The following is a 22,282-nucleotide window of genomic DNA, read 5'->3' as shown; positions in this document are numbered from 1 at the left end:
GAAATGGATATAGTAGGAAACAAGACTTTGCGGGATATGTGGGATGAGCTTGCCCTGATTAACGGCGAAAAAACGGCCTTCATCTTCGTGGATCGCAATGGAAGTATAAGTGAATTTAGCTATTCACAATTTAATGAAGAAATAAATAAGGCGGCAAATCTATTTCTCGACTTAGGCATAAAAAAGGATGAAAAGGTTGCAATTCAGCTTCATAACTGCCCTGAGCTTTTGATGTGTTTGTTTGGGCTTGCCAAAATAGGAGCGGTTACAGTCCCTCTAAACACACAATGTACACAAGAGGAATGTGGATATATCACTAAAAAGTGTGATATTGCAACCGTAGTTACTGAAGAAGAGTTTTTACCCATTTATGATAGAAGTCAATCAAACGATGCTTTATGCATCAAAAACATTATATCGGCAAGAAGCGGCAATAAGTTTCCCGGTACTATAAATTTTGGGGAAAATATTCGAAAACAGCCGGGGGAATTAAAGGAGCACGGGCCATTAAATAGTGATGATGTTGCAGAAATTTTGTTTACGTCAGGTACGACATCAAAGCCAAAGGGTGTTGTTCTTACCCATTGTAATATTTTGTATGCCGGTATTTTTACCGCCTGGCAGTTTTCGCTCCGGCATGAGGATCGTTATTTAACGACGATGCCTGCTTTTCATGTTGATTTTCAACTCAATGCCTTAATGCCTGTGCTTATTGCCGGTGCAACTCTGATCGGCGTGGAAAAGTACAGCGCAAGAATGTTTTGGAAGCAGATCTGCGACCATAAGGCAACGGTCACAGAGGCTATACCCATGATGGCCCGTACCATGATGCTGCAGCCGGAGCAGGAATGGGAAAAAGACCATTGTGTTCGTGAAATGTGCTTTTATCTTCCGTTTACGAATCAAGAAAAGAAGGCTTTTGAAGAGCGTTTTAACTTGCGATTATTTACTTCCTACGGTTCGACCGAGACTCTCGTCGGAGTCATTGGCGACTCGCCGTACTACGAGAGAAATTGGCCTTCTATAGGCAGACCGGGACTGTCGTATGAGGCGAAAATTATTGATGAGGAAGGCAATGAACTTCCCCCTAATGCTGTCGGTGAAATCTGTATTAAGGGGGTACCCGGCCGAACATTGATGAAGGAATATTATAATGATCCGGAAGCGACGGCAAAGGTTTTGGAACCCGGAGGATGGTTTCATACAGGGGATAAGGGCTATGTGGATGAGTCAGATTGGTTTTACTTTATTGACCGAAAGGTAAATATGATTAAAAGGTCGGGAGAAAACGTATCGACTACTGAAATTGAAAATATTCTCATGTGCCATCCTAAAATTGCGGAAGCAGCGGTGATCGGTGTACCTGATCCTATTCGTGACCAGGCAGTGAAGGCTTTTATTATATTTAAAGAGGGGGAAGAGCTTAGTTCTGAGGAGACCTTGGACTATTGCCGAGGTCGTATGGCTGAATTTAAAGTGCCGTCCTTAATAGAAATAAGGACCTCTCTTCCTAAAACTTGCACAGGTAAAGTACAAAAAAAATTACTGTCATAAAGGGGGTGGTTAATTTAAGACGATGTTAAACCCTTCGTAATTTATGGCTCCCTTATCGTGAATCATGTATTGACAAGAAAGGATGATTAGAAATGACAATTAAAATGGAAATGGTTGGACAAACATTTGGACCGTTTGAACGCGACTATAATTTTAAAGATTTAATTCTTTTTGCGCTCGGCTGTGGTGCCGGCTTTGATGGCAAAACCGATTTGGAATATGTTTACGAAAAGGATTTAAAAATTCTGCCGATGTTTGCGGCAATGCCCATTGTGGACAGTGAAGTCACTAAAACCATTGATTATGGCTATAATTATGCAGGGTCGCTCCATTGGGGATTCGATTTGCAATTTCATAAGCCGCTGACAAAATTGTCCGGTAAATTAAGCACGCATGTACTGCTTAAGGGGTTATATGACCGCGGACCTGATAAAGGTTTGTTAGCCCAACATGTGGGAGACACCTATGATGAAACCGGTGAAAAAATATTTACCAACGAGAGCTGGGATTGCTTAATCTATGATGGAGGTTTTGGAGGTCCGAAACCCCCGAAGGATATCGTGGAAATTCCGGAAAGAGAACCCGACTTTGAGGTTGAAGAGCGGATTCCTGAGAATCAGGCACTCATTTACAGATTGTCAGGGGATTTTCACCCTCAGCATATTGATTGGGAATATGCTAAAGCAAATGGTCATGCAAAGCCAATTCTTCATGCAGTGAGTTTCGCAGGAGTAGCTTGCCGCCATTTCATTAAAACAATTATTCCCGGAGAACCTGAGCGCTTGACACGTTTCAAAACTCGAATCACGGCTTCACTTCTCCCAGGAGCAACCATTAAGACTCAAATGTGGAAAATGGGCGAAAACAAGGTTCATTTTAGAGTTATTGATGCTTATACCCAAGCGAAACCCTATCTAAACTTTGGAATAATTGAATGGAAATAATTTAAAACAGTCTTAATCGAGTGTCCTTGATTTGCTGATCTACCAAAAAAGGGAGATGAAAAGTATGCAGCCCCAAAAAACGCTCGATGATTTTGAACTAACCCCTTTTCTTAAGAAAATGATACTTTTTGCGAGTGGCGGTCCCTTCTTGGATGGCTATGTCCTAGTTATTATAGGTGTTGCACTTGCCCAATTGGGGCCTCAACTCAATTTAGATGCACACTGGAGCGCGTTGGTTGGGGCTGCCGCTTTGGCAGGAATTTTTTTAGGCACTGCTTTATTCGGATATATAACTGATCTGGTGGGACGTCAGTTGATGTTTACCATCGATATTATGGCAATTGCAATCATTTCCCTTGGAACGATGTTTATTACAACCCCTATGCAGCTTGTTGTTATGAGGTTTTTGATAGGAATTGTTATTGGGGCGGACTATCCGATCGCCACTTCCCTGGTGACAGAATTTACACCGCGAAAGTACAGGGCTCTTTCGATCGGATTTATCGCAGCTGTTTGGTATGTAGGTGCAACTGCAGCGGATATTGTGGGATATCTTTTGAGCGATGTAAATAGCGGTTGGCGATGGATGCTGGGCAGTGCTTTTATTCCTTGTGTCATTCTCTTTGTTGGACGGTGGGGCACTCCGGAATCACCCCGGTGGTTGGCTCGTAAAGGGCGTGTTGATGAGGCTCGTGCAATTGTACATCAGTTATTTGGGGCAGATGTAGAATTAGAACCTGAAGAGGTTGTAAAAACACAATATAGCAAGATTTTTAAAAAAGGATACTTTAGCAGAATGCTGTTTGTGGGTACCATATGGGCATGTCAGGTTGTCCCCATGTTTGGTCTATATACATTTGGTCCGCAGATCATGAGTGCATTTGGCTTTGGGGCCGGAAAGCAAGCGATTTTAGGTGATATAATTATTAGTATGTTTTTCTTAATCGGCTGTATTCCGGCAATGTTTTGGTTGAATTCGATAGGCCGCCGCCCCTTGATTATAGGAAGCTTTACAATCATGAGTATTGCCTTAGCCGTTTTGGGAATTTTTCCAAACGCTAATATCTGGATTGTTGTTGCCGCCTTTGGAACTTATGCATTCTTTTCCGGTGGCCCCGGTATTTTGCAATGGCTTTATCCGAATGAACTTTTCCCAACCGAGATTCGGGCTTCGGCAGTGGGGGCGGCTATGGCTTTCAGCCGCATTGGGACAGTTTTATCGACTTATGCCTTACCCATTTACATGAGCTCTCATGGGATCGGGCCCACAATGCTTGTTGGGGTAGCCATCTCGGTTCTTGGACTGGTTGTGTCAATAGCTATGGCTCCTGAGACAAAAGGTTTGACGTTAGCTGAATCAAGTTCGGTGGATTTTAAGAGATACAAGCTTAAAGAAGAGGGCTGATATTTTACAAGAGGTTGTTGGACAACTATTAGACAACTATTATATGAGGCTAGATATAATTGCAGGGACTGTTGCATAGCAACAGTCCCTTGTAGTAGTGCGTCACGCATGGCGAAGTGCAACTAAGATAAAAACATTTAAGAAATTTGATATAATAAATCGAAAGAAAGGAGGGAACGAATGTATAAGCTTCGGGGACTTATCTTAATAATTGCTGCTGCTACATTTTTTGGTTTTATGCCGATATGGGCTAAACTCGCCTATTCAACAGGACTTACTGCCTTCGAGGTCGCCTTCCTGCGTTCGGGTATGGCTGCCGCTATGTTAGGAGTATATATACTCTATCGTAAGATTGATTTTCATATCGAGAGGCAACAGATTGGTCCGATGTTATTGTCGGGTACTTTGGGTTATTCAGCGACTATTCTAACGTTGTACCTATCATATACATATATCAGTGCCGGTGCAGCCACATCGCTACATTACCTGTTTCCGGTGCTGGTTATGCTGCTCAGCTATTTTATCGATCATGAGAAACTACCGCTTTACAAATGGATGGCTCTGTTGACATCTTTGGGTGGCATCTACCTGATTGCAAATCCGAGGGGAAGTAGTTTTTCTTTCCGGGGAGTTATCCTAGCCATAGGTTCGGCCGTATTTTTTGCCATCTATGTGTTTTTAATTGACCATCCCCAGCTAAAAAAGATGGACAGCCTGGTCCTGGCTTTTTATTCCTGCGTGATTACATCCATCATCTGTCTGGCAGCGGTCATGGCTCAGGGGAATTGGCCCTTGATGCTTACGCTGAAAGGTCTGTTCTATATCGCTTTGTTAAGTTTTTTCTGTACTGCCTTGGCCCTGATCTTCTTCATCAAGGGGGTACAAATCGTGGGGGCTTCCAATGCTTCCATACTGAGTACCCTCGAACCGGTTGTTAGCCTGATAGCCGGGATCATCATTTTACATGAACCACTAACCTGGTCTATATCCTTGGGCTGCGCATTGGTTGTAGCGGCCGTTATTCTTGTTGCTTATTCTAACCTCAGCGGTAATTCATAACTCTATTCGATAGAGATCTCGTGCTGAATATCAATATCTAATCGTTTTAGTTTATAAAATAAACACTGCCTGGAGAGATCCAATTCTTTAGCGGTTTTATTGATATTGCCGTTATTCCTTTTTAAGGCTTGTGTCAATATTTCTCTTCCAACTTGCAGCATCGTTTGTCTATAATCATTTTGTTTGGGGATGATGATCGGCAGAATATTATTCTTAAGTGTTTTGTCTAGAAGAAAGGCAGGTAAGTGCTTCACTAAAAGGGAAGTATCGGTGGGGTCAACCATATTCATTGCATGCTCGATACAGTGACTTAACTCACGAACATTTCCCGGCCAGTCATGTTTTTTCAGGATGTGTATGACTTCATCCGATATATTGTTAATCTTTCTTCCCAGAATCTTACTATATTTCCCGACATAAAACCAAGATAAGGCAATAATATCCTCTTTTCTATTTCGCAAGGGTGGACATTCTAAAGTGACAACAGCAAGCCTATAATAAAAATCACTGCGTAGTTTTTCAGTTTCAATGGCTTCTTGAGGATTGATATTCATGGCGCTGATAATTCGAGGATTTATAGGGATTTCCTTGTTGCTTCCCAACCTTCGAATACGATTTGTTTCTAGGGCTCGTAAGAGCTTTGACTGGAGAGCAATATTCATAGAATTGATTTCGTCGAGAAAAAGCGTGCCATCCTTCGCCGCTTCAAACAATCCAGGCTTATCTCCCGCCCCGGTAAATGCACCTTTAGCTGTTCCAAACAGGATGCTTTCCAGTAAATTATCCGGAATGGCTGAGCAGTTAATGGCGATAAAAGGCTCTTTTGCTCTGGAACTATCGTTATGAATACTTTGGGCAAAGAGCTCTTTACCTGTTCCTGTTTCCCCGAGAATCATGATCCGTGATTCCGAACGGGCCATTCTTTTAGCGGTATTGATGACACTTTGCATGGCTTCTCCGGAACCGATGATGTCGTCGAACGAAAATTGGGTTCCATTGCTATTGCCTTTTTGGGACTGTTGAAAAAGCGCTTTTTGAAGTTCAAATACTTTATCTGTTAAGGCTTGTAATTTGCTTGTATCGCGGCTTATGGCAAAGGAACCGATCACTTCGGATCCTGAAAAAACGGGATAGATATCCATTACGAGATCAACGGGCTGACCATAGGCAGAAGGATATCTAAATTTCTCATTTTTCATAACCCGTTTTTCGGTGATTGCTTTCATATGGACACTGTTTTCTTTATGTAAACGGTAAACCTCCAATACATTTTTTCCTAAGATATCTTCAGTTTTGTAGCCATCTATTTTTTCAAATTCAGTTGAGATAGTAATAATTTTTCCTGTTGCATCAACGAGTGAGTAATAACAATCTTCCAAGCAATTTAAGGAATTGCTTAGAAGTTCATATTCGGCACTGACATTTTTAAAACGCATTTTTAATTCGTTAAAGTTTTCCAGCGGTTGGGACAGCTTGCTTTTAGTCATCAAGTGCATCTCCTTCGGCGTTTATGCTGTAATGTCGGTTATGATATTTTTCATTATTTTACTCAATGATATACGGAAATTTCACTTAACTATCTATAATCCGCGCCATGTTTCAGGTCTTAAGAGGTCCTGTCGGTTTTGTTCTATTACGTCTGACAAAGCCGTAAGCAAGGTTTCCTTTTCTTCGGGAAGATGAGCTTTGAGGGTTAAGTAATTCGAAGCATGGTTGCTTCGAAAGATGCAGTTGCTGACCTCTAAATGTTTAATCATCAACTCCAGCTCTTGGAGAATTTCCCAGGGGTTTAGCAGCTTGAAAGTTCCGGCCTTCACTTGTCTTAGCAGAGGGGCTTCAGGTTCAAGCATTAAGGTTAGAGTCCCCAAATAATGCGGATCTATGGCACTCACAACCTTTGCGGTTTCTAAGGCATGCTCTTTCGAATATTCCTTACCCCCAAGACCGGATATAACAGTGCAGGATAATAGGATACCACTGGCAACAATTCGTTGACCGGCTGTAATTAAATCTTGTGGTGTTACACCTTTCTTGATCTGTTTAAGGATCTCTGCACTTCCGCTTTCAATACCTAAATAAACAATGTGTAAACCATGCTGACGGAGTCGATTGAGTTCCTCCGGTGATTTCGCTAAGATATCTAAAGGTCCGCCATAAATGCCGACCCGTTGGAGGTGTGGAAAGGTTGCATAAAGTTCGCGAAGAATAGTTACTAAGAGATCGGTGTCTAAAGTAAGTGCATCTCCATCGGCGAGAAAGATGCGTTCGGCGGAAGGGTATAATGAGGCCCCTTCTTTGATAATTTCTTTTATTTCACTGTAACTTTTTTCACGATATCGTTTGCCTTTATACATATTGCAAAACGTACATTGATTATGCTTACAGCCCACAGTAACCTGAAGGATAAGACTTGAGGCCTCGCTAGGCGGACGGTAGATTGAACCTTCGTAAAACATCGGCTTTCTTACTCCTTTCGGGCCCGGGGTACAACTGAATCTACGACAATCTTGACTTGATTGTTTTTGGCCATAAGCGTTTTGGCGACAGTTTGACGTATTTCTTTATACTCCGATTCTTTGATGCTAGGTGGGACAATAACACTAAAGATGATGTTGATATGATGTAAACCCTCGGTCATTCGAACATTTTCCACGTCAATTGAATGGCCAATTTCCCGGATTTCTTGGTGAATAAATGCATTGACCTGAGCAAGTTTCTCCGGATTTGTAGTTAAAGGATCAATGTGAAGAACCATATTAATGCCCAGTTCATTGGAAATTTGCTCCTCAAGATCGTCAACAATCGAATGAGCCTTGATCGTACTAACCGTATCCGGAAATTCGGCATGGATCGAGGCAAGGATTCTGCCTGGGCCATAGTCGTGAACCTTTAGATCGTGAGTACCGACAATATATTGTCCGTGGCTAACCTTGGCCCGGATATCTTGAACCAGATTAGGATCAGGGGCACTGCCCAGTAATAAGTTGATGGTTTCTTTCGCAATTTGTAAGCCTGTATACAGGATTAATACGGAGATAGCCAGACCGACAATTCCATCAATGGATAAGTTAAAATAATGGCTGATCAGGGTTGTTACTAAGACTGCACTTGTTGCTAAGACGTCATTAAGACTATCGACGGCAGTAGCCATTTGGATACTGGAGTTTATTTTCTTGCCGATATATCGATTATAGGAAAACATCCAAAGCTTAACGATTATGGAAAATATCAAAATAATAAGCAGGGTGGCACTAAAAATGACTTTTTCCGGAGCGAGGATTTTGGCTATTGAACTCTTAAGCAATTGAAAACCTACGGCGAAAATAAGAAAAGCCACGATAAGGGAAGAAATATATTCAAACCTTCCGTGACCAAAAGGATGTTCCGGATCAGCAGGGCGATTGCTCATCTTGGCACCGATGATTGAGATTAAGGAGGATCCCAAGTCTGAAAGGTTATTAAATGCATCAGAAATAACTGCAATGCTGTTGCTAAGCATCCCAATAGTCAATTTGAGGATAAAAAGAGAGAGATTACAGACGATGCCTAGGACCCCGCCGAGAACTCCGTAAGCTTCACGAACTTTTTTGTTATTAATATCCTCGTAATTTTTAATAAAAGCTTTAATAATCCAATTTATCATATGATCCTCCAAAGTGACTTATTAAAAGATAATAAAAGTTAGGTATAATTATGGAACATCCATCCAAGACTGAGGATAGAATTGATAGCAAAGGCTTTAAGGGAGGTTATTAAGTGAAAAAGCTTTATTTAACCGCTGTTCTTCTTATCTCACTTTTTATATTAAGCAGTTGCGCTCATAAAGATTCTGTCCCACAAGATACCACGAATACAAGCCCAAATACAGCTGTTCTCTCTGTTAACGATTTTCTTAATGATCAGGAAAATACACGGTATACTTACGTGGGACAGGGAAATGAGTATGCTTCATTCACCACTAATGTTGATTATATCAAGGGAAATCGTGTGCAGCTTAGGTCGAATAACGGGGGGACAGAAATCGTTAAGGTTATCGAAAATAGTAATGGGGAGCTAATTCAGCTTCTTGCTCGGGGTGAAACTTATTTTCGGGAAGATTTTACCCAAAGCGCGCTCCTAAAAAGTACTGAGGGAGCAAATAAAGGCGAAGTACTCTTGAAGGAGCCGATTGCCATAGGTACGACATGGACACTCCCAGACAATCGGAAAAGGACAATCACCAATATCGACGTCAGTTTATCAAACCCTGAGGGTCATTACAAGGCGGTGGAAGTAACCACGGAAGGTAACGAGGGTAAGACAGTGGATTACTATGGACCGAATGTTGGCTTGATTAAAACAGTCTATCAATCAAACGGAATAGAAGTTTCTTCTATGTTAAATAAGATTGAGAAAAATGTTCCTTTTGAACAAACGGTAAGATTTTATTACCCCAATGTTAATGATGAAAAGCTTTATTATATGGATAAGAAACTTTCCTTTAATACCAATGACATTACAAGACAGATTTTTGAGAAGGAATTTAAAAATTCCCCGCAAGCTAATCTCGGTAAAGTCTTGGGGCCAAATGCAAAAATCAATAGTCTCTATCTCAATAAAGATAATCGTGTCTATATTGATTTAAATAAAGAATTCGTAAGTGAAATGAATGCAGGCTCAGGTTATGAAGGCATGATTTTGCGGAGTTTGGTCAATACAGTAGGGGGATATTACGGTGCAGCTAAAGTTTACTTAACAATAGAAGGAAATCCTTACGTATCAGGGCATATTGAAAAGAAAAAAGGTGAGGATTTTAGCGTCAACATAAATAATTGTGTAGGGCTAAAGTAATCTTTAATCATCTGTGTTACGCGGGATTGGTGCTCAGAAGGTTTTGAATCATTGCCTGTGTATTGATCCGAAAAGCATTGAAGGGTTGTTCGGAGCGACTTTCCTCGTCCCGAAAAACTTCTTCAAAAGCAGATAAAATTTCGGCCTCACTGTACCCTAATTCAGCACGTTTGAGTATAAAACTCCGGCTTTCTTCCGCAGCCTTAATACAATCCTGCCAGAAGTGCGGCATATAGTGAGGGTCGATCAGTCCATAATGAGAAGAATATATAAACCGCGGATGAAGCATTTGACACTTTCCTATGGATTTAATGGCTTCATAATAGCTGACCAAGAAGCCCGGATAGATGGTCCCCGATTGACTTAATACCCCGCATGATTCGCTGACAAATAAAATTTCGTCATTGATCAAGAAGGAAAGGGTGCAACGGGTGTGTCCGGGAGTCTCTATGACTTTAATACTGATATTGCCCAAAGTAACCATAGCGCCTTCAGCAATTGAGGAGTCGATTTTCATAAGATCATCGTTGTAATTCTCAATTAATCCTTCCGCGTATATACCGGCGGCCTGGCGGCCCAAATCACGAATAGTGGCTAAGGCGTTAGGCCGTTTAAGTATAGCTTGATCATACTCAGAACCTAAAACGATAAGGTTAGGCCATTCTGTTTTTAAGTAGGGGACAGCACCGATATGATCATAATGAGCGTGGGTAAGGAGAATATAATCTAAAGGACGATTCGGAATTACATTTTTAATGTTCTCAATTAAAGTTTGCGCACAATAGGCCATACCGCAGTCGATTAAGGCGGTCTTTTGATCGCCGACGATTAAATAGGCATCACCGCCGCGACCGCCTCTGACATCATAGATGTTATTCATTTTAACAACACTTTCTTAACGATATTAAAAATATATCATTAAATTTTAACACAACAAGATGCATTTTCCTAGTTCTTTGAACAGCATTAATGGTGGATAATTTGCAGTGCGTTTAACAGCCACTGTTTGAGGCCGGCTTTGGGGCGAGCAGGAGGGAGGGGTTTTCGTCCATAGACCAAGCCAAAACCAAAGTAGCCTTGAGTCCTCCTTGTGAAACTTACATTCTTCTGCAGTCTGGATATTAACCCGGGCTGTTTGGTTACTTTATCGGCAAGATCTTTAATCAAGAGCCAATCTTTTTTTAGTTTATTAGCGATGAGACTGCCATTGTTTTTTAACGGTTGCGGATTTTTGATTTCAACATCTTGGAATCCTGCCTGGCTGATTGATTGAGACCACTCTTCAAAGGATACGGGGTTTGTGTTCGGACCAAAGCAATCTGCCAATTGCTTTTTGAGAGGAGGAGGTAAAGCATGAAGTAGGGCCATCTCAAGATCGGCAACTTGACCTTCGGGTTTAAGCACACGGTAGAATTCACGGTATACTTGAATCTTATCCAGAAATACTGTTACTGATTCGGCAATGACCCAATCAAAGGTGTTTTCGGCGAAGGGCAATTGATTAACATCTGCTAATTTGAACTCTACAAGATGTGATATTCCCTCTTTTTCAGCTCTTTGGGCGGCTTTTTCAATCATCTGGGGATTGATATCAATCCCTATAATCTTACAACCAATCATTTTGGCGAGGTGACAGCTTGTAAGGCCACTGCCGCATCCGGCGTCAAGCACGTAGTCTTCAGGTTTAATCTGGATCGCCTCTAAATTCAGCTTAGTAGCAGGAAAGCCTCCGGGATGAGAACTACCGATACCAAGCCACGCCAGTAATTCAAAATAATTCATATCTTCAACTCTTTTGTTCTCAAAAGAGGCCATAAATCACCCCTCCTTTTCTGATGGTATTATATTCCAAGGAGGGGTGATTGGTACGTTTGCTTTAAGTGAGTAAATCTGGCTATTTTTTCTTTTTCTTTTTGTTTTTCTGTCCCGATTCTGATCCCTTAAAGCTAATAGCGCCATGGGGGCAACTTTTGATACAAACCCCGCAGGCGATGCACAGTTCAGAGTTGACAAACGCCGGTCCTCGACTTAAGAAACCTAGCTTTTCTTGTGAGATTGCTTTCTCAGGGCAAGAACGTCTGGAAGGACACATCGGTGAACGATCACATTTAAGGGGATCAACATAGGCTGCTTTACTCACAACTCCCACTCCAATCTATTTAACGGTTGTATACCTAATGGGGGTATATTTGTAAGCATACTATAAATTGATCAATGCGACAAGATGATTTAAGGTTATAAATACCATTTTTTTATTTGGATATTTTGGTGTAATATTATAGGGAATTATAGAATATTTACGAGGAGAGGAAGTATATATGGGGACTACAGGTATTCCCGGATCAACACGACAGACAATGCAATCGAGGCGAGTCCACGGAGAACCTGCAGGAGTATATCATTATAGCCGCAAGAAGAGAAGGAGGAAGAAACATTGGACCAGGATTGTTCTTTTTATTTCTCTTTGCTGCCTATTACTTGCAGGATTTCGCTTTGCACCTTTTCAACCTTTTGAAGGATTGCGCAATCTATGGGTAACCACGGCTATGACAACGTTAAACCACCAATACTTGGCGACTTGGTTTTTTAGTAATGATGAAATTCAAAAAATATTAGATAAGAATAAAGCGGTTGATCTAGGAAATTCAAACCCTTCCGCCATCAACATCTTAGGAGCAAAAAACGATAAAGAAATTCAGCTGATTGATATTAGTCAAAAAGGGTTTAAAGGATATTTGCTGAAGATAAAAGATCCATCCCGAGTCAAGGTTGCAGGGACAAGCTATCTTGGTAAGCGGGGAGAAAAGGCGGCAGAGATAGCTAAGGAATCGAATGCTGTTGCGGTTATTAATGGAGGGGCTTTCAGTGACCCGGAGGGGAACGGGAACGGCGGACAGCCTCGCGGTATTCTCATTTCAGGGGGAAAGATTCTTTACAAAGAAAATGTCAGTAAGTATGATCTGATTGGCTTTGATCGAAATGATAAACTCATCTTAGGTCATTATTCGCTGGCCCAAATTCAGAAAATGGGTATTCGGGATGCAGTTTCATTTGACCCTTTTCTCGTTGTTAATGGCAAACGGGCCATTACTGAAGGGGATGGGGGTTGGGGAATAGCGCCGCGGACAGCCATTGGACAAACCAAAGATGGGACAGTCCTGATGCTGGTTATTGATGGGCGCCAGGCCGGTTCGGTTGGTGCAACACTCAAGGATGTTCAAGAGATCATGCTTAAGTACGGTGCTTATAATGTGGCGAATCTTGATGGGGGTGCCTCCTCGGTACTTTATTATCAGCAAAAGCGGGTGAATAACCCTTCAAGCCCCTACGGAGAACGTAATTTGCCTTCATACTTTATTGTAAAGTAAATGTGAATTTAATAATTAACAAATTCATCAATTGATGTAAAATAAGAAGTGTAAATGTAATAGGGGTGGGTAGGGGGAAGGTTTATGTCGGAAGATAAGCAATGCTTAGAAGATATTAAAGACCAACTCGAGAACCTATTAGATACGTTCAGTGTCGTTGAGAAGATGTATGAATACATTCGGATCGTCGAACCGATTACCCATCAGGTTATTGTGGAACGGGGAGAATACCACTTGAATCCCGGAACGGAATGTTATGGGATATGGGAAAACGAAAAATGTTGCAAAAATTGTATTTCGATGCGTGCCATCAACGAGAATGAGAGCATTTTTAAGATCGGCCATACTCCCACAAAGATATTTTTAATCATGGCAACTCCTATCCAGTGGAAAAATCAAAAATTCGTCCTCGAAATGTTTAAAGATGCTACTAAAGGTATGATTTTTGAAAATGAAAGTAATAAGACCCAATTCACAATTCTGCGCGGTCTTATTGATGACTTGAACTACATCGCTTTGCATGACTCACTGACGGGATTGTATAATCGGCGTTTTATTAACGAAAGATTGCCGGTTAATCTTGATGCGGCCAAGAAATTGGGGCAAAATCTATCCGTAATAATGGCTGACATTGATTTCTTTAAAAATGTTAATGATACTTTTGGCCACGCGGCAGGGGATGGCGTTTTAAAATCCTTTGCGGAAATACTGTTAAGCTGTATTCATAGGGAAAGTGACTGGGTAGCACGGTTTGGGGGCGAAGAGTTCCTAATTTGTCTTCCCGGTGCCGGTTTAGAAAAGACTCATGAAATCGCCGAACAGATGCGTAAACAGATTGAAGGTAAAACGTTTATTTGCGGTACGCACGTGATAAAAGTTACCGCAAGCTTTGGTATATGCAGTATTATTCCCTCTGAGGGTGATACCTTGATAGATTTAATTGAATGCACGGACAAGGCCCTTTATGCAGCTAAAAGAAAAGGCAGGAATCGAGTGGAGTGACTGAACTTAGAGAATTATTTGAAAACTAAGCGAATTGAGCAGGAATTAAAAGGGATTTGTAGAATAGGGAACAAAGTTGATCATACAGCAGTTAGTTAAGGACATGAGGAGGATGTAACATGAACAAGTATTTATGCCCCGGTTGTGGGTATGTCTACGATCCCGCCCTGGGCGATCCCGAGGGGGGCATTGCCCCGGGAACAGCGTTCGAGGACATTCCGGATGATTGGGTTTGTCCCTTATGTGGGGTAACAAAAGCTGAATTTGAAGTTATTGATGAGAACAAAGAAGTAACAAAAACAAAACGGTATTTATGTACAGGTTGCGGGTATATTTACGACCCCGCTCAAGGCGATCCCGAGGGAGGAATTGCCCCGGGAACAGCATTTGAGGATATTCCGGATGATTGGGTTTGTCCTTTGTGTGGTGTCACAAAAGCAGAATTTGAAGTTGTTCAAGAATGATCCAAGTGAGGCGGGCCAATGGCCCGCTTCTTTTTTATTACAAGCTTTTTTTGCCCTGAAAAAAGATCTTTGGCATATGCTCAGGATGACCTCAATGCAGCAGGAAAGCCTGATATGATAAAGCTAACAAATTTTAAATGTTGGGAACCTTTTCCCTTGCCAAATCATCTATCAGGTGTCTAGACGAAATAATTCAACTGAGGTGAGGCGGTTTTGGAAAGGGCAGGAACCGAGGGGGTACCCATAGTGGTTAGAAATGTTCACTTTAATCTTGGCTTTGATCAGTCGGTTAAGGGGAGGAAAGAAAAGTTCTGTACTTTTATAAACGACTATAAAATAAATATGTTTCGTTTGGCCAAAAGTATTCTTCGCAATGATGATGATGCTGAGGATGCGACTGGCGAGGCTATTTTGAAGGCTTACAAAAATTTGGACAGTCTCCGATCCTATGCTAGCTTTAAACCCTGGATAATGAAAATCCTTATTAACGAGGCTTATAGTTTAGCCAATCAGCGAAAGAAAGTGTTGTACATAGAAGATATGGAGATTCCCGAAGAAAAGGCGTGCAGTGACTTGAGGGAATTGTGGAGTGTAGTTAGTCATCTCGATGAAGAATTTCGCACCATAACCGTACTTTTTTATTATGAAGATATGAGTATCAAGGAGATTAGTAAAACTCTGGGTTTGCCTTCAGGTACGGTAAAATCCCGTTTAGCCCGGGCCAGGCAAAAGTTAAAAGTCTTGTTAATTGAAGAGTGGGGGCATGGAATAAATGGATGATCGAAGATTTGATAATCTTTTAAAGAGCAAAGCAATGAATGAACCTTTCAGTGTTCCCCCAGAATTTTCGGAAAGGATAGATTCCTTAATGAAAAATTTATCTGACAACCCACCGCGATTAAGGAAAGTCCCCAGGAAAATATTCTTGATTGCAGCCGGTTTTATCGTCTTTGCATCGACTGCGGTTGCTTCTCCTGTTGTATCGGATATGACCAGTGGAGTGATTAGCTATTTTAACGCACCTCGGGATTTCAAATACCTATCCCAGCAGGCCATCTATGAGCAATATAACAGCCAAGTCGGAGTTTCTGCTACTGACCAAGGAATTACTGTAACAATCGATAATTTAGCGGTAGATGATAATTATATCAATGTGTTCTATACTATCAAAAGTGAAGAGCCTATCCAATTGCTTGGAGATGAGAACGATCTAAAGCAGTGGCGTCTGAATTGGACCGCACCGATCTTCTGGTTTAAAGAGGATGGCCGCTACATTGAACCCCCTGCCCAAAATGAAGTAGAGGCTTACTTAGAGGATGCGTACACTCTTAAAGGAATGCAGCGTTTTGCTGTGATGGGTACATTAGAAGATCGAATGAACCTGGAATTGTATACCGACGGTATTTTTGGCAAAGAAGGTCAATGGCATATTCCGCTTAGCGTTGATAAAAGCAAAGTTGCAGTGGAAAGCTTAACTGTTACGCCAAAGCTTAAAGCTCAAGTAACTTCAGGCTGGAATGGGGAATACAAGCATGACATAACGGTAGAAAAGGTATCCATTTCACCCTTTGGCAACCAGATAGTTATCAGTGAACGAGCAAAAAATACTTTCTACCAATTTGTCCTTAAAGATGACCGGGGCGAATATCTGACCATGATCCCGGCTGCAACTTATGGCGGTAACTTTTTTACAAAGGCTACAAATAGCTTTGAATTTCTTGGCGGCAGAACAGATATGAAGGAGCTTACTCTTATTCCCATTGTTACTGGGGATGACGATGATGGTTTGCCGGCACCGAAGTTAGTAACGGTAGACATCGGCAACGATCCCATTCCAATGCCCCAGGGTGAGCTGGGTGGATTTGTGATGGATAAGCTGGAGATAACGACCGAAAAAGCAGTGGCCACTTTCCATCAAGTGGGGGCGGTGCCTATAGCAGAACCCAATTTAATATTTCTGGATGAAAAGGGTGAACAATTTGACTTTGACGTCTATCAGAATTCATACTACAACCGAGAAACAGGGGAAATCACTATAACCTGTACATTCCAAAATGCCACTGAAGAAGATATTTCTAAGGTGAAGAAGGTGGGTTACTTCACACGTTCTACAAAGCTCAACGAAAAGGAAGCCATACACATTGAGTTAAGTGAATAGTAAGTTGCAAAATGAAAGAGAGCTGGTCACTTTGTGGACCAGCTGCTTTTTTTATACTAACGGAAAGTATAAGTTTTGGGAAGATAAACTCTAAGTGCAACTAAGCTTCCGAAGGCCATGGACGGCCAAGTGCCGCTGAAGCCATGGACGGCGAGAAGCGGCCGCTCGCGCTAAGGCTTGGCGCAAGCAAGTTTTCTTTATTTCATTTGTTTTATATTGCATATTTTCGGCAAGACTATTATAATAATTTAGTGCAATGCGAATGCGAATGATTTGCAAATACCGTTAAGGATGGTTATCGATGAAAAGAATAAAAGTGGGTTTAATTATTGGTTTGCTTTTAAGTGCCTTAGTTATTACGGGCTGCGGGGCAATAAACAGTACAACAAATTCCTTAGGCACCGGCTCGGCTTCAGACACTGATCATAAGCTTACAGTCTATACCAGCGTCTATCCCATGTATGATTTTACCCAGAAAATCGCAGGTGATAAGATCATACTGAAAAATCTTGTTCCGGCGGGTACGGAACCTCATGAATGGGAGCCAACGCCCAGTGATATCGCAGATCTGGAGAAGGCTGATGTACTCATCTATAATGGTGCGGGGATGGAACCGTGGTTGGATAAAGTACTCAATTCCATCAACCCTGAAAAACTGAAAACGGTCGAGGCGTCAAAGGAAGTTAAGCTTTTAAATAATACAGATGGAGCAAAAAATAAAGGGACAGATCCGCATGTTTGGTTAGATCCTATGTCTGCCAAAGTGGAAATGGGTGCCATTAAGGACGCTTTGGTCAGTATTGACCCTGCCAATAAAGATTATTATGAAAAGAATTATGAGGATAATGCCGCACAGCTGGATCAATTAGATCAGGAATATAAAAGTGCTGTCGCTCAGTTTAGCAAAAAAGATATCGTTGTTGCTCACCAAGCCTTTAGCTATTTATGCAATGCTTATGGCTTGAATCAAGTCGCAATCGAAGGAATTTCAGCCGATTCAGAACCGTCACCGGCCAGAATGGCGGAAATCGTAGAGTTTGCCCGGGAAAAGCAGCTTAAATATATTTTCTTTGAAGAATTAGTGAGTCCGAAGGTTGCCCAAACGATCGCTCAGGAAACAGGAGCAGCTACAGCGGTCTTGAATCCTTTTGAGGGCTCAACGGATAGTGGTCAGCAGGCTGGCAAAGATTATTTTTCAGTTATGCGGGATAATCTTAAAGTTTTAAAGCAAGCCCTGCAGTAAGGAAGAAAGATGACGATGGTAATTGAAGTTAATCATTTGAATTTTGGATATAACAATAATTTAATTCTGAAGGATATCTCGTTTTCCGTAGAAAAAGGGGATTACTTAGGAATTATTGGGGCGAATGGGACAGGAAAAAGCACGTTGATCAAGCTCCTGCTTAAGATTATGGACCCGCTGAGCGGGGAAGTTAAGATCTTGGGCGAGAATGTAAAAACCTTTAAACGGTGGGATAAGGTGGGATATGTATCTCAAAAGGCCAATTCTTTTAATTCAAGTTTCCCGGCTACGGTCGAGGAAGTTGTTGCGGCTAATCTTTATTCCAAGATTGGTCTGTTCAGATTCCCGAACAAGTCACATATGAAAAAGGTCTATGAAGCCCTTGAACTTGTGGGAATGCAGAATTACGGTAAACGATTAATCGGTAATCTTTCCGGGGGACAGCAGCAGAGGGTTTTTATTGCCCGCGTCCTTGCCAATGATCCCGAAATCATGTTTTTGGATGAGCCGACGGTGGGAATCGATGCCCGATCCGAAGAAGCAGTCTATGGTTTACTGGGGAGGCTCAATCGGGAACTGGGACTGACAATTGTGATGGTCACCCATGATATCAGCGCGATTACAGTTCATGCCAATAAACTCGTTTGTTTAGGTGAGAATGGGATGTTTATTCATGATCCCAGAGAGGGAATAACGAAGGAGTTTGCTACAGAATTATACGGGTATAGTGTCAATCTCCATAACCACAATTGTAAGAACTGTTACAAAGAGGTATCTCAATGCTAGATATTTTTCAATATGATTTTATGCGGCGGGCTTTTATCACAGGAATTCTGATTGCTATAATTACACCATGCATCGGTGTTATCGTTGTGCTCAGAAGGCTCTCGATGACGGGAGATGCACTTTCCCATAATTCTCTGGCTGGTATCGCGGCGGGGTTGGTCTTAGGGATAAACCCAATCCTTGGTGCGGTTGTATTTTCGATTTTGGCGGCTTTTGGAATAGAAGAAGTCCGCAAAGCTTTTCCCAGATATGCCGATATTGCTATAGCCATCATTATGTCAACTGGAATTGGGCTGGCCGGTATTCTCTCCGGTTTTGTAAAAAATAGCGCCAATTTTAACAGTTTTCTTTTTGGAAGTATCGTCGCGATTAGTGATTTCGAGCTTTACCTGGTGATTGCCTTAAGCATTATCGTGATGTTAGCCTTTATCCTTTTATTTAAAGAGCTGTTTTATACGACCTTTGATGAAGAATCCGCTCGTCTGGCGGGGGTCCCCATAAAGGTTGTTAATTTTATTTTTACTCTGCTGACCGCGGTAACGGTTTCAGTTTCTGCGCGGACGGTTGGAACGCTGGTGATTTCCTCGTTAATGGTATTGCCGGTAGCGTGTGCAATGCAGATTTCTAAAAGCTATAAGCAGACTGTTGTCTTAGCCATTATTTTCGCGTTGTTTTTTACAACAACTGGACTTTATATTTCATACTATGCTAACCTTAAACCTGGGGGCACGATTGTTTTAGTTGGGGTTATAACGCTTATTGGAGTTTTGATTTCTAAGAATTTATCAAACATCTTGCGGAATAGGAATGATTTTTATGCAGGACAATAACAACGGCGATATTGATGAGCTTCTGGCAAAAGAAGGAGTTAAACGGACCAAACATCGAAAAGCGATTCTGGAAATTCTTGAACAATCGGAGACAGCTTTAACGGCCGATGAGATTTTCCTTCTTTTAAAAGAGAACAATACCTCGATTTGGCTGTCTACTATTTATCGAACGCTGGAAATGTTGACCGAGAGGGAGATCGTTCGAAAGATAATGATTATGGGTGAGGATAAAGCACGTTATGAACTCAGACATAATGAGCATAAACATTGTTTTGTTTGTGTGACTTGCCATAAAATGATTCCACTTGCCGATTGTCCTCTTGAAGGGTTTGAAAAAGAATTGCATGACAAGATGGATTTCGATGTTACCGGTCATAATCTTGAGATTTACGGCTATTGCCATGATTGCAAGCTAAGAAAACAATAATAAGCAAAAGGCAGGAGAAAGCTCCTGCCTTTTGCTTAAATTAGTGTCCAACACCTTTAAAATATGATATGCTTTGGGTTAAGTCTAAGAACGAGGTCAATTAGGTCCCGGGGCCAGGGGGCACGGAAAGATACCCAAGCCTCGGTTGCCGGATGATAAAAACCATAGAGAAAGGAATGAAGGGCCTGCCGTTGTAAAATACGGCGCTCCCCTCCGTATAAATCATCTCCGATCAGCGGGTGACCGAGAAATTGGCAGTGTGCACGAATTTGGTGTGTCCGTCCCGTATCCAGCACGAATTTCATTAAAGTTGCCTGAGGATAACGTGCCAGCACTTGATAACGAGTCAGTGCAGGCAAACCATCCGGGGAAACAATGCGTTGGACAAAGCTTCCCGGAGCTAAGCCGATGGGTTGATTGATAATGCCCTGGCTTTCTTGGACTTGTCCGTGAACGATACCGATGTATTCCTTTTGGATGAGTTTATGCTCCAGTTGATAAGCTAATTGTTGATGAGCAAAACGATTTTTGGCAATAACCACAATTCCTGAGGTATTTCGATCAATACGGTGGACAGGACGGAAGGGATGGGGGGTGCCTTTAGAATTCCAATATCCAACGACAGCATTGCCTAATGTTCCTTTAGGATACCGAGAATTAGGATGAACGACTTGACCGGGCGGTTTATTGATAATGAGCAAAAAATCATCTTCAAAAAGAATATCCAGGGGGAGAAGCTCACCTGGGATATTTGGCGGTTCTTCCATCTGAAGCTGAAGCGTAAGAATATCGCCGGTGTGCCCGCGGGAAGAAAGGTAAGTAAATTTCCCGTTAGCCCATGCGTGTTCACCTTGCTTAAGCTTTTGCAGTAGATTCCGTGAAAAATGAAATTTGTGAGCAAGAATATCCAGATATTTTTTACCATTGTCTTGAACTTGCAGCGTATATTCCCAAAGATCGTCTTTTATCATGGCAGCTCCTTTAAAGCAGGAAAATTTGTAGGTTAAAGAGAAATATAAAGTGAAATATATAGAAAAAACAAACATTCGTTTAAGCCGGATATAAGAAGGAAGGAATTCAAATGAAAGATTTACGCATAGATCAATTAGCAGATAGCATTATTAACTACTCCATCGGCTTAAAACCGGGCGAGAAAATTCTAATTGAAGTCAATGGATTGGAAATTCCGCTGGCCCAAGCTTTAGTCAAATATGCCTACCAAGCCGGCGGAGTCCCTTTCCTTACTGTTCATAATCATACCTTACTTCGGGAAATTCTCAAAGGAATTTCTCAAGAGCAAGCTCAGGCCATGGCGAGTTGGGATCTGGCCCAAATGAAAGAGATGCAAGCTTATGTGGGTATTCGGGCCGGGGAAAATGCCAATGAATATGCCGATGTGCCTGCGGATAAAATGAGAATTTATCAAAAATATTATTCAAAGCCGGTCCATTCTGATCAGCGTGTGCCGCATACACGCTGGGTTGTCATGCGTTATCCGAATGCGGCAATGGCACAATCCGCAAATTTGAGCATTGAAGGATTTGAAGATTTCTATTTTAAAGTCTGTAACTTAGATTATCAAAAAATGTCTCAGGCGATGGACCCGCTGAAAGCTTTAATGGATCGTACCGACAGGGTGCGAATAGTGGGGCCGGGAACGGACTTAACCTTCTCGATTAAAGGATTAAATGCAATAAAATGTGATGGGCACCTGAATATACCCGATGGGGAAGTGTATACCGCGCCGGTAAAGGATTCCGTCAATGGCCGGATTTCTTACAACACTCAGGCGGTTTATCAAGGCTTTACCTTTGATTCAATCGTTTTAGAGTTCCAAAACGGAAAAATCGTGAAAGCGACCGCAAATGATACTGAGCGGATCGAAGATGTGTTTAACACGGATGAAGGTGCACGTTATATAGGTGAGTTTGCAATAGGTGTTAACCCATACATTCTCACACCGATGAAAGATACTTTATTCGATGAGAAGATTGATGGAAGCTTTCATTTTACACCCGGATCCTGTTATGATGACTGCTCAAACGGGAATAAATCAGCGATCCACTGGGACTTAGTATGCATCCAACGTCCCGAGTACGGCGGTGGAGAAATCTATTTTGACGATGTTTTAATTCGAAAGGACGGCCGGTTTGTAATCCCTGAGCTGGAAGGACTTAATCCGGAAAATCTTAAATAGTAGAGGGGAGTATAT

The 22,282-nt window shown here is 41.8% G+C and carries 22 protein-coding genes and 1 pseudogene; 16 read left to right on the top strand and 7 right to left on the bottom strand.

Going from position 1 to position 22,282, the window contains the following annotated elements:
* Nucleotides 1-3: 3 nt before the first annotated feature.
* From caiC to VB077_RS07175, 4 genes are all read left to right on the top strand, one after another.
* Nucleotides 4-1,554, top strand: a complete 1,551-nt coding sequence (gene caiC / locus VB077_RS07190; protein ID WP_323414543.1) for a crotonobetaine/carnitine-CoA ligase — start codon at nucleotides 4-6, stop codon at nucleotides 1,552-1,554.
* 92 nt (nucleotides 1,555-1,646) lie between these two features.
* Nucleotides 1,647-2,498, top strand: a complete 852-nt coding sequence (locus VB077_RS07185) for a MaoC/PaaZ C-terminal domain-containing protein (protein ID WP_323414542.1) — start codon at nucleotides 1,647-1,649, stop codon at nucleotides 2,496-2,498.
* Between the two features lie 64 nt (nucleotides 2,499-2,562).
* The gene (locus VB077_RS07180; protein ID WP_323414541.1) at nucleotides 2,563-3,903 is read left to right on the top strand and encodes an MFS transporter; all 1,341 of its coding nucleotides are present in this window, start codon (nucleotides 2,563-2,565) and stop codon (nucleotides 3,901-3,903) included.
* Nucleotides 3,904-4,083: 180 nt separating this feature from the next.
* Entirely contained in the window at nucleotides 4,084-4,962 is an 879-nt protein-coding gene (locus tag VB077_RS07175) for a DMT family transporter (protein WP_323414540.1), read from the top strand.
* A gap of 2 nt (nucleotides 4,963-4,964) precedes the next feature.
* Here the strand turns inward: VB077_RS07175 and VB077_RS07170 are convergent, their stop codons facing one another.
* The 3 genes from VB077_RS07170 to VB077_RS07160 all read right to left on the bottom strand — a co-directional run bounded on the left by VB077_RS07170 (nucleotide 4,965) and on the right by VB077_RS07160 (nucleotide 8,605).
* Complete coding sequence (locus VB077_RS07170; RefSeq protein WP_323414539.1) at nucleotides 4,965-6,449, bottom strand: sigma-54 interaction domain-containing protein; 1,485 nt, start codon at nucleotides 6,447-6,449, stop codon at nucleotides 4,965-4,967.
* A gap of 93 nt (nucleotides 6,450-6,542) precedes the next feature.
* Nucleotides 6,543-7,418 carry a radical SAM protein gene (locus VB077_RS07165; protein ID WP_323414538.1) on the bottom strand — a complete coding sequence of 292 codons (876 nt, stop codon included), beginning with the start codon at nucleotides 7,416-7,418 and terminating at the stop codon, nucleotides 6,543-6,545.
* Nucleotides 7,419-7,426: 8 nt separating this feature from the next.
* Entirely contained in the window at nucleotides 7,427-8,605 is a 1,179-nt protein-coding gene (locus VB077_RS07160; protein ID WP_323414537.1) for a cation diffusion facilitator family transporter, read from the bottom strand.
* A gap of 113 nt (nucleotides 8,606-8,718) precedes the next feature.
* On the opposite strand from VB077_RS07160, the gene VB077_RS07155 reads away from it, so the two are divergent.
* Nucleotides 8,719-9,792: a GerMN domain-containing protein gene (locus tag VB077_RS07155; RefSeq protein WP_323414536.1), complete on the top strand. Its 1,074-nt coding sequence runs from the start codon at nucleotides 8,719-8,721 to the stop codon at nucleotides 9,790-9,792.
* A gap of 16 nt (nucleotides 9,793-9,808) precedes the next feature.
* Here the strand turns inward: VB077_RS07155 and VB077_RS07150 are convergent, their stop codons facing one another.
* The 3 genes from VB077_RS07150 to VB077_RS07140 form a co-directional block, all read right to left on the bottom strand.
* The gene (locus tag VB077_RS07150) at nucleotides 9,809-10,672 is read right to left on the bottom strand and encodes an MBL fold metallo-hydrolase (RefSeq protein WP_323414535.1); all 864 of its coding nucleotides are present in this window, start codon (nucleotides 10,670-10,672) and stop codon (nucleotides 9,809-9,811) included.
* 86 nt (nucleotides 10,673-10,758) lie between these two features.
* A complete protein-coding gene (locus VB077_RS07145; protein WP_323414534.1) occupies nucleotides 10,759-11,607 on the bottom strand; it encodes a class I SAM-dependent methyltransferase in 849 nt (282 codons plus the stop codon).
* A 79-nt stretch (nucleotides 11,608-11,686) separates the two neighbouring features.
* Entirely contained in the window at nucleotides 11,687-11,932 is a 246-nt protein-coding gene (locus tag VB077_RS07140) for a 4Fe-4S binding protein (RefSeq protein WP_323414533.1), read from the bottom strand.
* Between the two features lie 178 nt (nucleotides 11,933-12,110).
* On the opposite strand from VB077_RS07140, the gene VB077_RS07135 reads away from it, so the two are divergent.
* The 10 genes and pseudogenes from VB077_RS07135 (at nucleotide 12,111) to VB077_RS07090 (ending at nucleotide 20,070) form a co-directional block, all read left to right on the top strand.
* Nucleotides 12,111-13,160 (top strand): phosphodiester glycosidase family protein, encoded by a 1,050-nt coding sequence (locus VB077_RS07135; RefSeq protein ID WP_323414532.1) that lies wholly within the window; start codon nucleotides 12,111-12,113, stop codon nucleotides 13,158-13,160.
* 84 nt (nucleotides 13,161-13,244) lie between these two features.
* Complete coding sequence (locus tag VB077_RS07130; protein ID WP_323414531.1) at nucleotides 13,245-14,162, top strand: GGDEF domain-containing protein; 918 nt, start codon at nucleotides 13,245-13,247, stop codon at nucleotides 14,160-14,162.
* 119 nt (nucleotides 14,163-14,281) lie between these two features.
* A pseudogene (rd, locus tag VB077_RS07125) lies at nucleotides 14,282-14,431 on the top strand (rubredoxin); the annotation flags it as partial.
* A gap of 3 nt (nucleotides 14,432-14,434) precedes the next feature.
* The gene (gene rd / locus VB077_RS07120; protein ID WP_323414577.1) at nucleotides 14,435-14,626 is read left to right on the top strand and encodes a rubredoxin; all 192 of its coding nucleotides are present in this window, start codon (nucleotides 14,435-14,437) and stop codon (nucleotides 14,624-14,626) included.
* 246 nt (nucleotides 14,627-14,872) lie between these two features.
* The gene (locus tag VB077_RS07115) at nucleotides 14,873-15,406 is read left to right on the top strand and encodes an RNA polymerase sigma factor (protein WP_323414530.1); all 534 of its coding nucleotides are present in this window, start codon (nucleotides 14,873-14,875) and stop codon (nucleotides 15,404-15,406) included.
* Nucleotides 15,399-16,784, top strand: a complete 1,386-nt coding sequence (locus tag VB077_RS07110) for a DUF4179 domain-containing protein (protein ID WP_323414529.1) — start codon at nucleotides 15,399-15,401, stop codon at nucleotides 16,782-16,784. Before VB077_RS07115 ends, VB077_RS07110 begins: the two co-directional genes overlap by 8 nt.
* A 301-nt stretch (nucleotides 16,785-17,085) precedes the next feature.
* A complete protein-coding gene (locus VB077_RS07105) occupies nucleotides 17,086-18,027 on the top strand; it encodes a metal ABC transporter substrate-binding protein (RefSeq protein WP_323414528.1) in 942 nt (313 codons plus the stop codon).
* A gap of 9 nt (nucleotides 18,028-18,036) precedes the next feature.
* Nucleotides 18,037-18,813, top strand: a complete 777-nt coding sequence (locus VB077_RS07100; protein WP_323414527.1) for a metal ABC transporter ATP-binding protein — start codon at nucleotides 18,037-18,039, stop codon at nucleotides 18,811-18,813.
* On the top strand, nucleotides 18,807-19,643 hold the full coding sequence (locus VB077_RS07095; protein WP_323414526.1) for a metal ABC transporter permease: 837 nt from the start codon (nucleotides 18,807-18,809) through the stop codon (nucleotides 19,641-19,643). The genes VB077_RS07100 and VB077_RS07095 overlap by 7 nt, the downstream gene beginning before the upstream one ends.
* On the top strand, nucleotides 19,630-20,070 hold the full coding sequence (locus VB077_RS07090; RefSeq protein ID WP_323414525.1) for a transcriptional repressor: 441 nt from the start codon (nucleotides 19,630-19,632) through the stop codon (nucleotides 20,068-20,070). The genes VB077_RS07095 and VB077_RS07090 overlap by 14 nt, the downstream gene beginning before the upstream one ends.
* Before the next feature lie 56 nt (nucleotides 20,071-20,126).
* Here VB077_RS07090 and VB077_RS07085 read toward each other — a convergent pair whose 3' ends face one another.
* Complete coding sequence (locus VB077_RS07085; protein WP_323414524.1) at nucleotides 20,127-21,041, bottom strand: RluA family pseudouridine synthase; 915 nt, start codon at nucleotides 21,039-21,041, stop codon at nucleotides 20,127-20,129.
* A gap of 110 nt (nucleotides 21,042-21,151) precedes the next feature.
* Here VB077_RS07085 and VB077_RS07080 point away from each other — a divergent pair, with 110 nt between their 5' ends.
* The gene (locus tag VB077_RS07080) at nucleotides 21,152-22,267 is read left to right on the top strand and encodes an aminopeptidase (RefSeq protein WP_323414523.1); all 1,116 of its coding nucleotides are present in this window, start codon (nucleotides 21,152-21,154) and stop codon (nucleotides 22,265-22,267) included.
* Nucleotides 22,268-22,282: the final 15 nt, after the last annotated feature.

The organism is Desulfitobacterium sp. (assembly GCF_034927245.1).
In the GTDB taxonomy this organism is placed as follows: Bacteria; Bacillota; Desulfitobacteriia; order Desulfitobacteriales; family Desulfitobacteriaceae; genus Desulfitobacterium_A.
The sequence above is the reverse complement of the archived record's forward strand: the minus strand, read 5'-3'. Positions and strand labels throughout refer to the sequence as shown.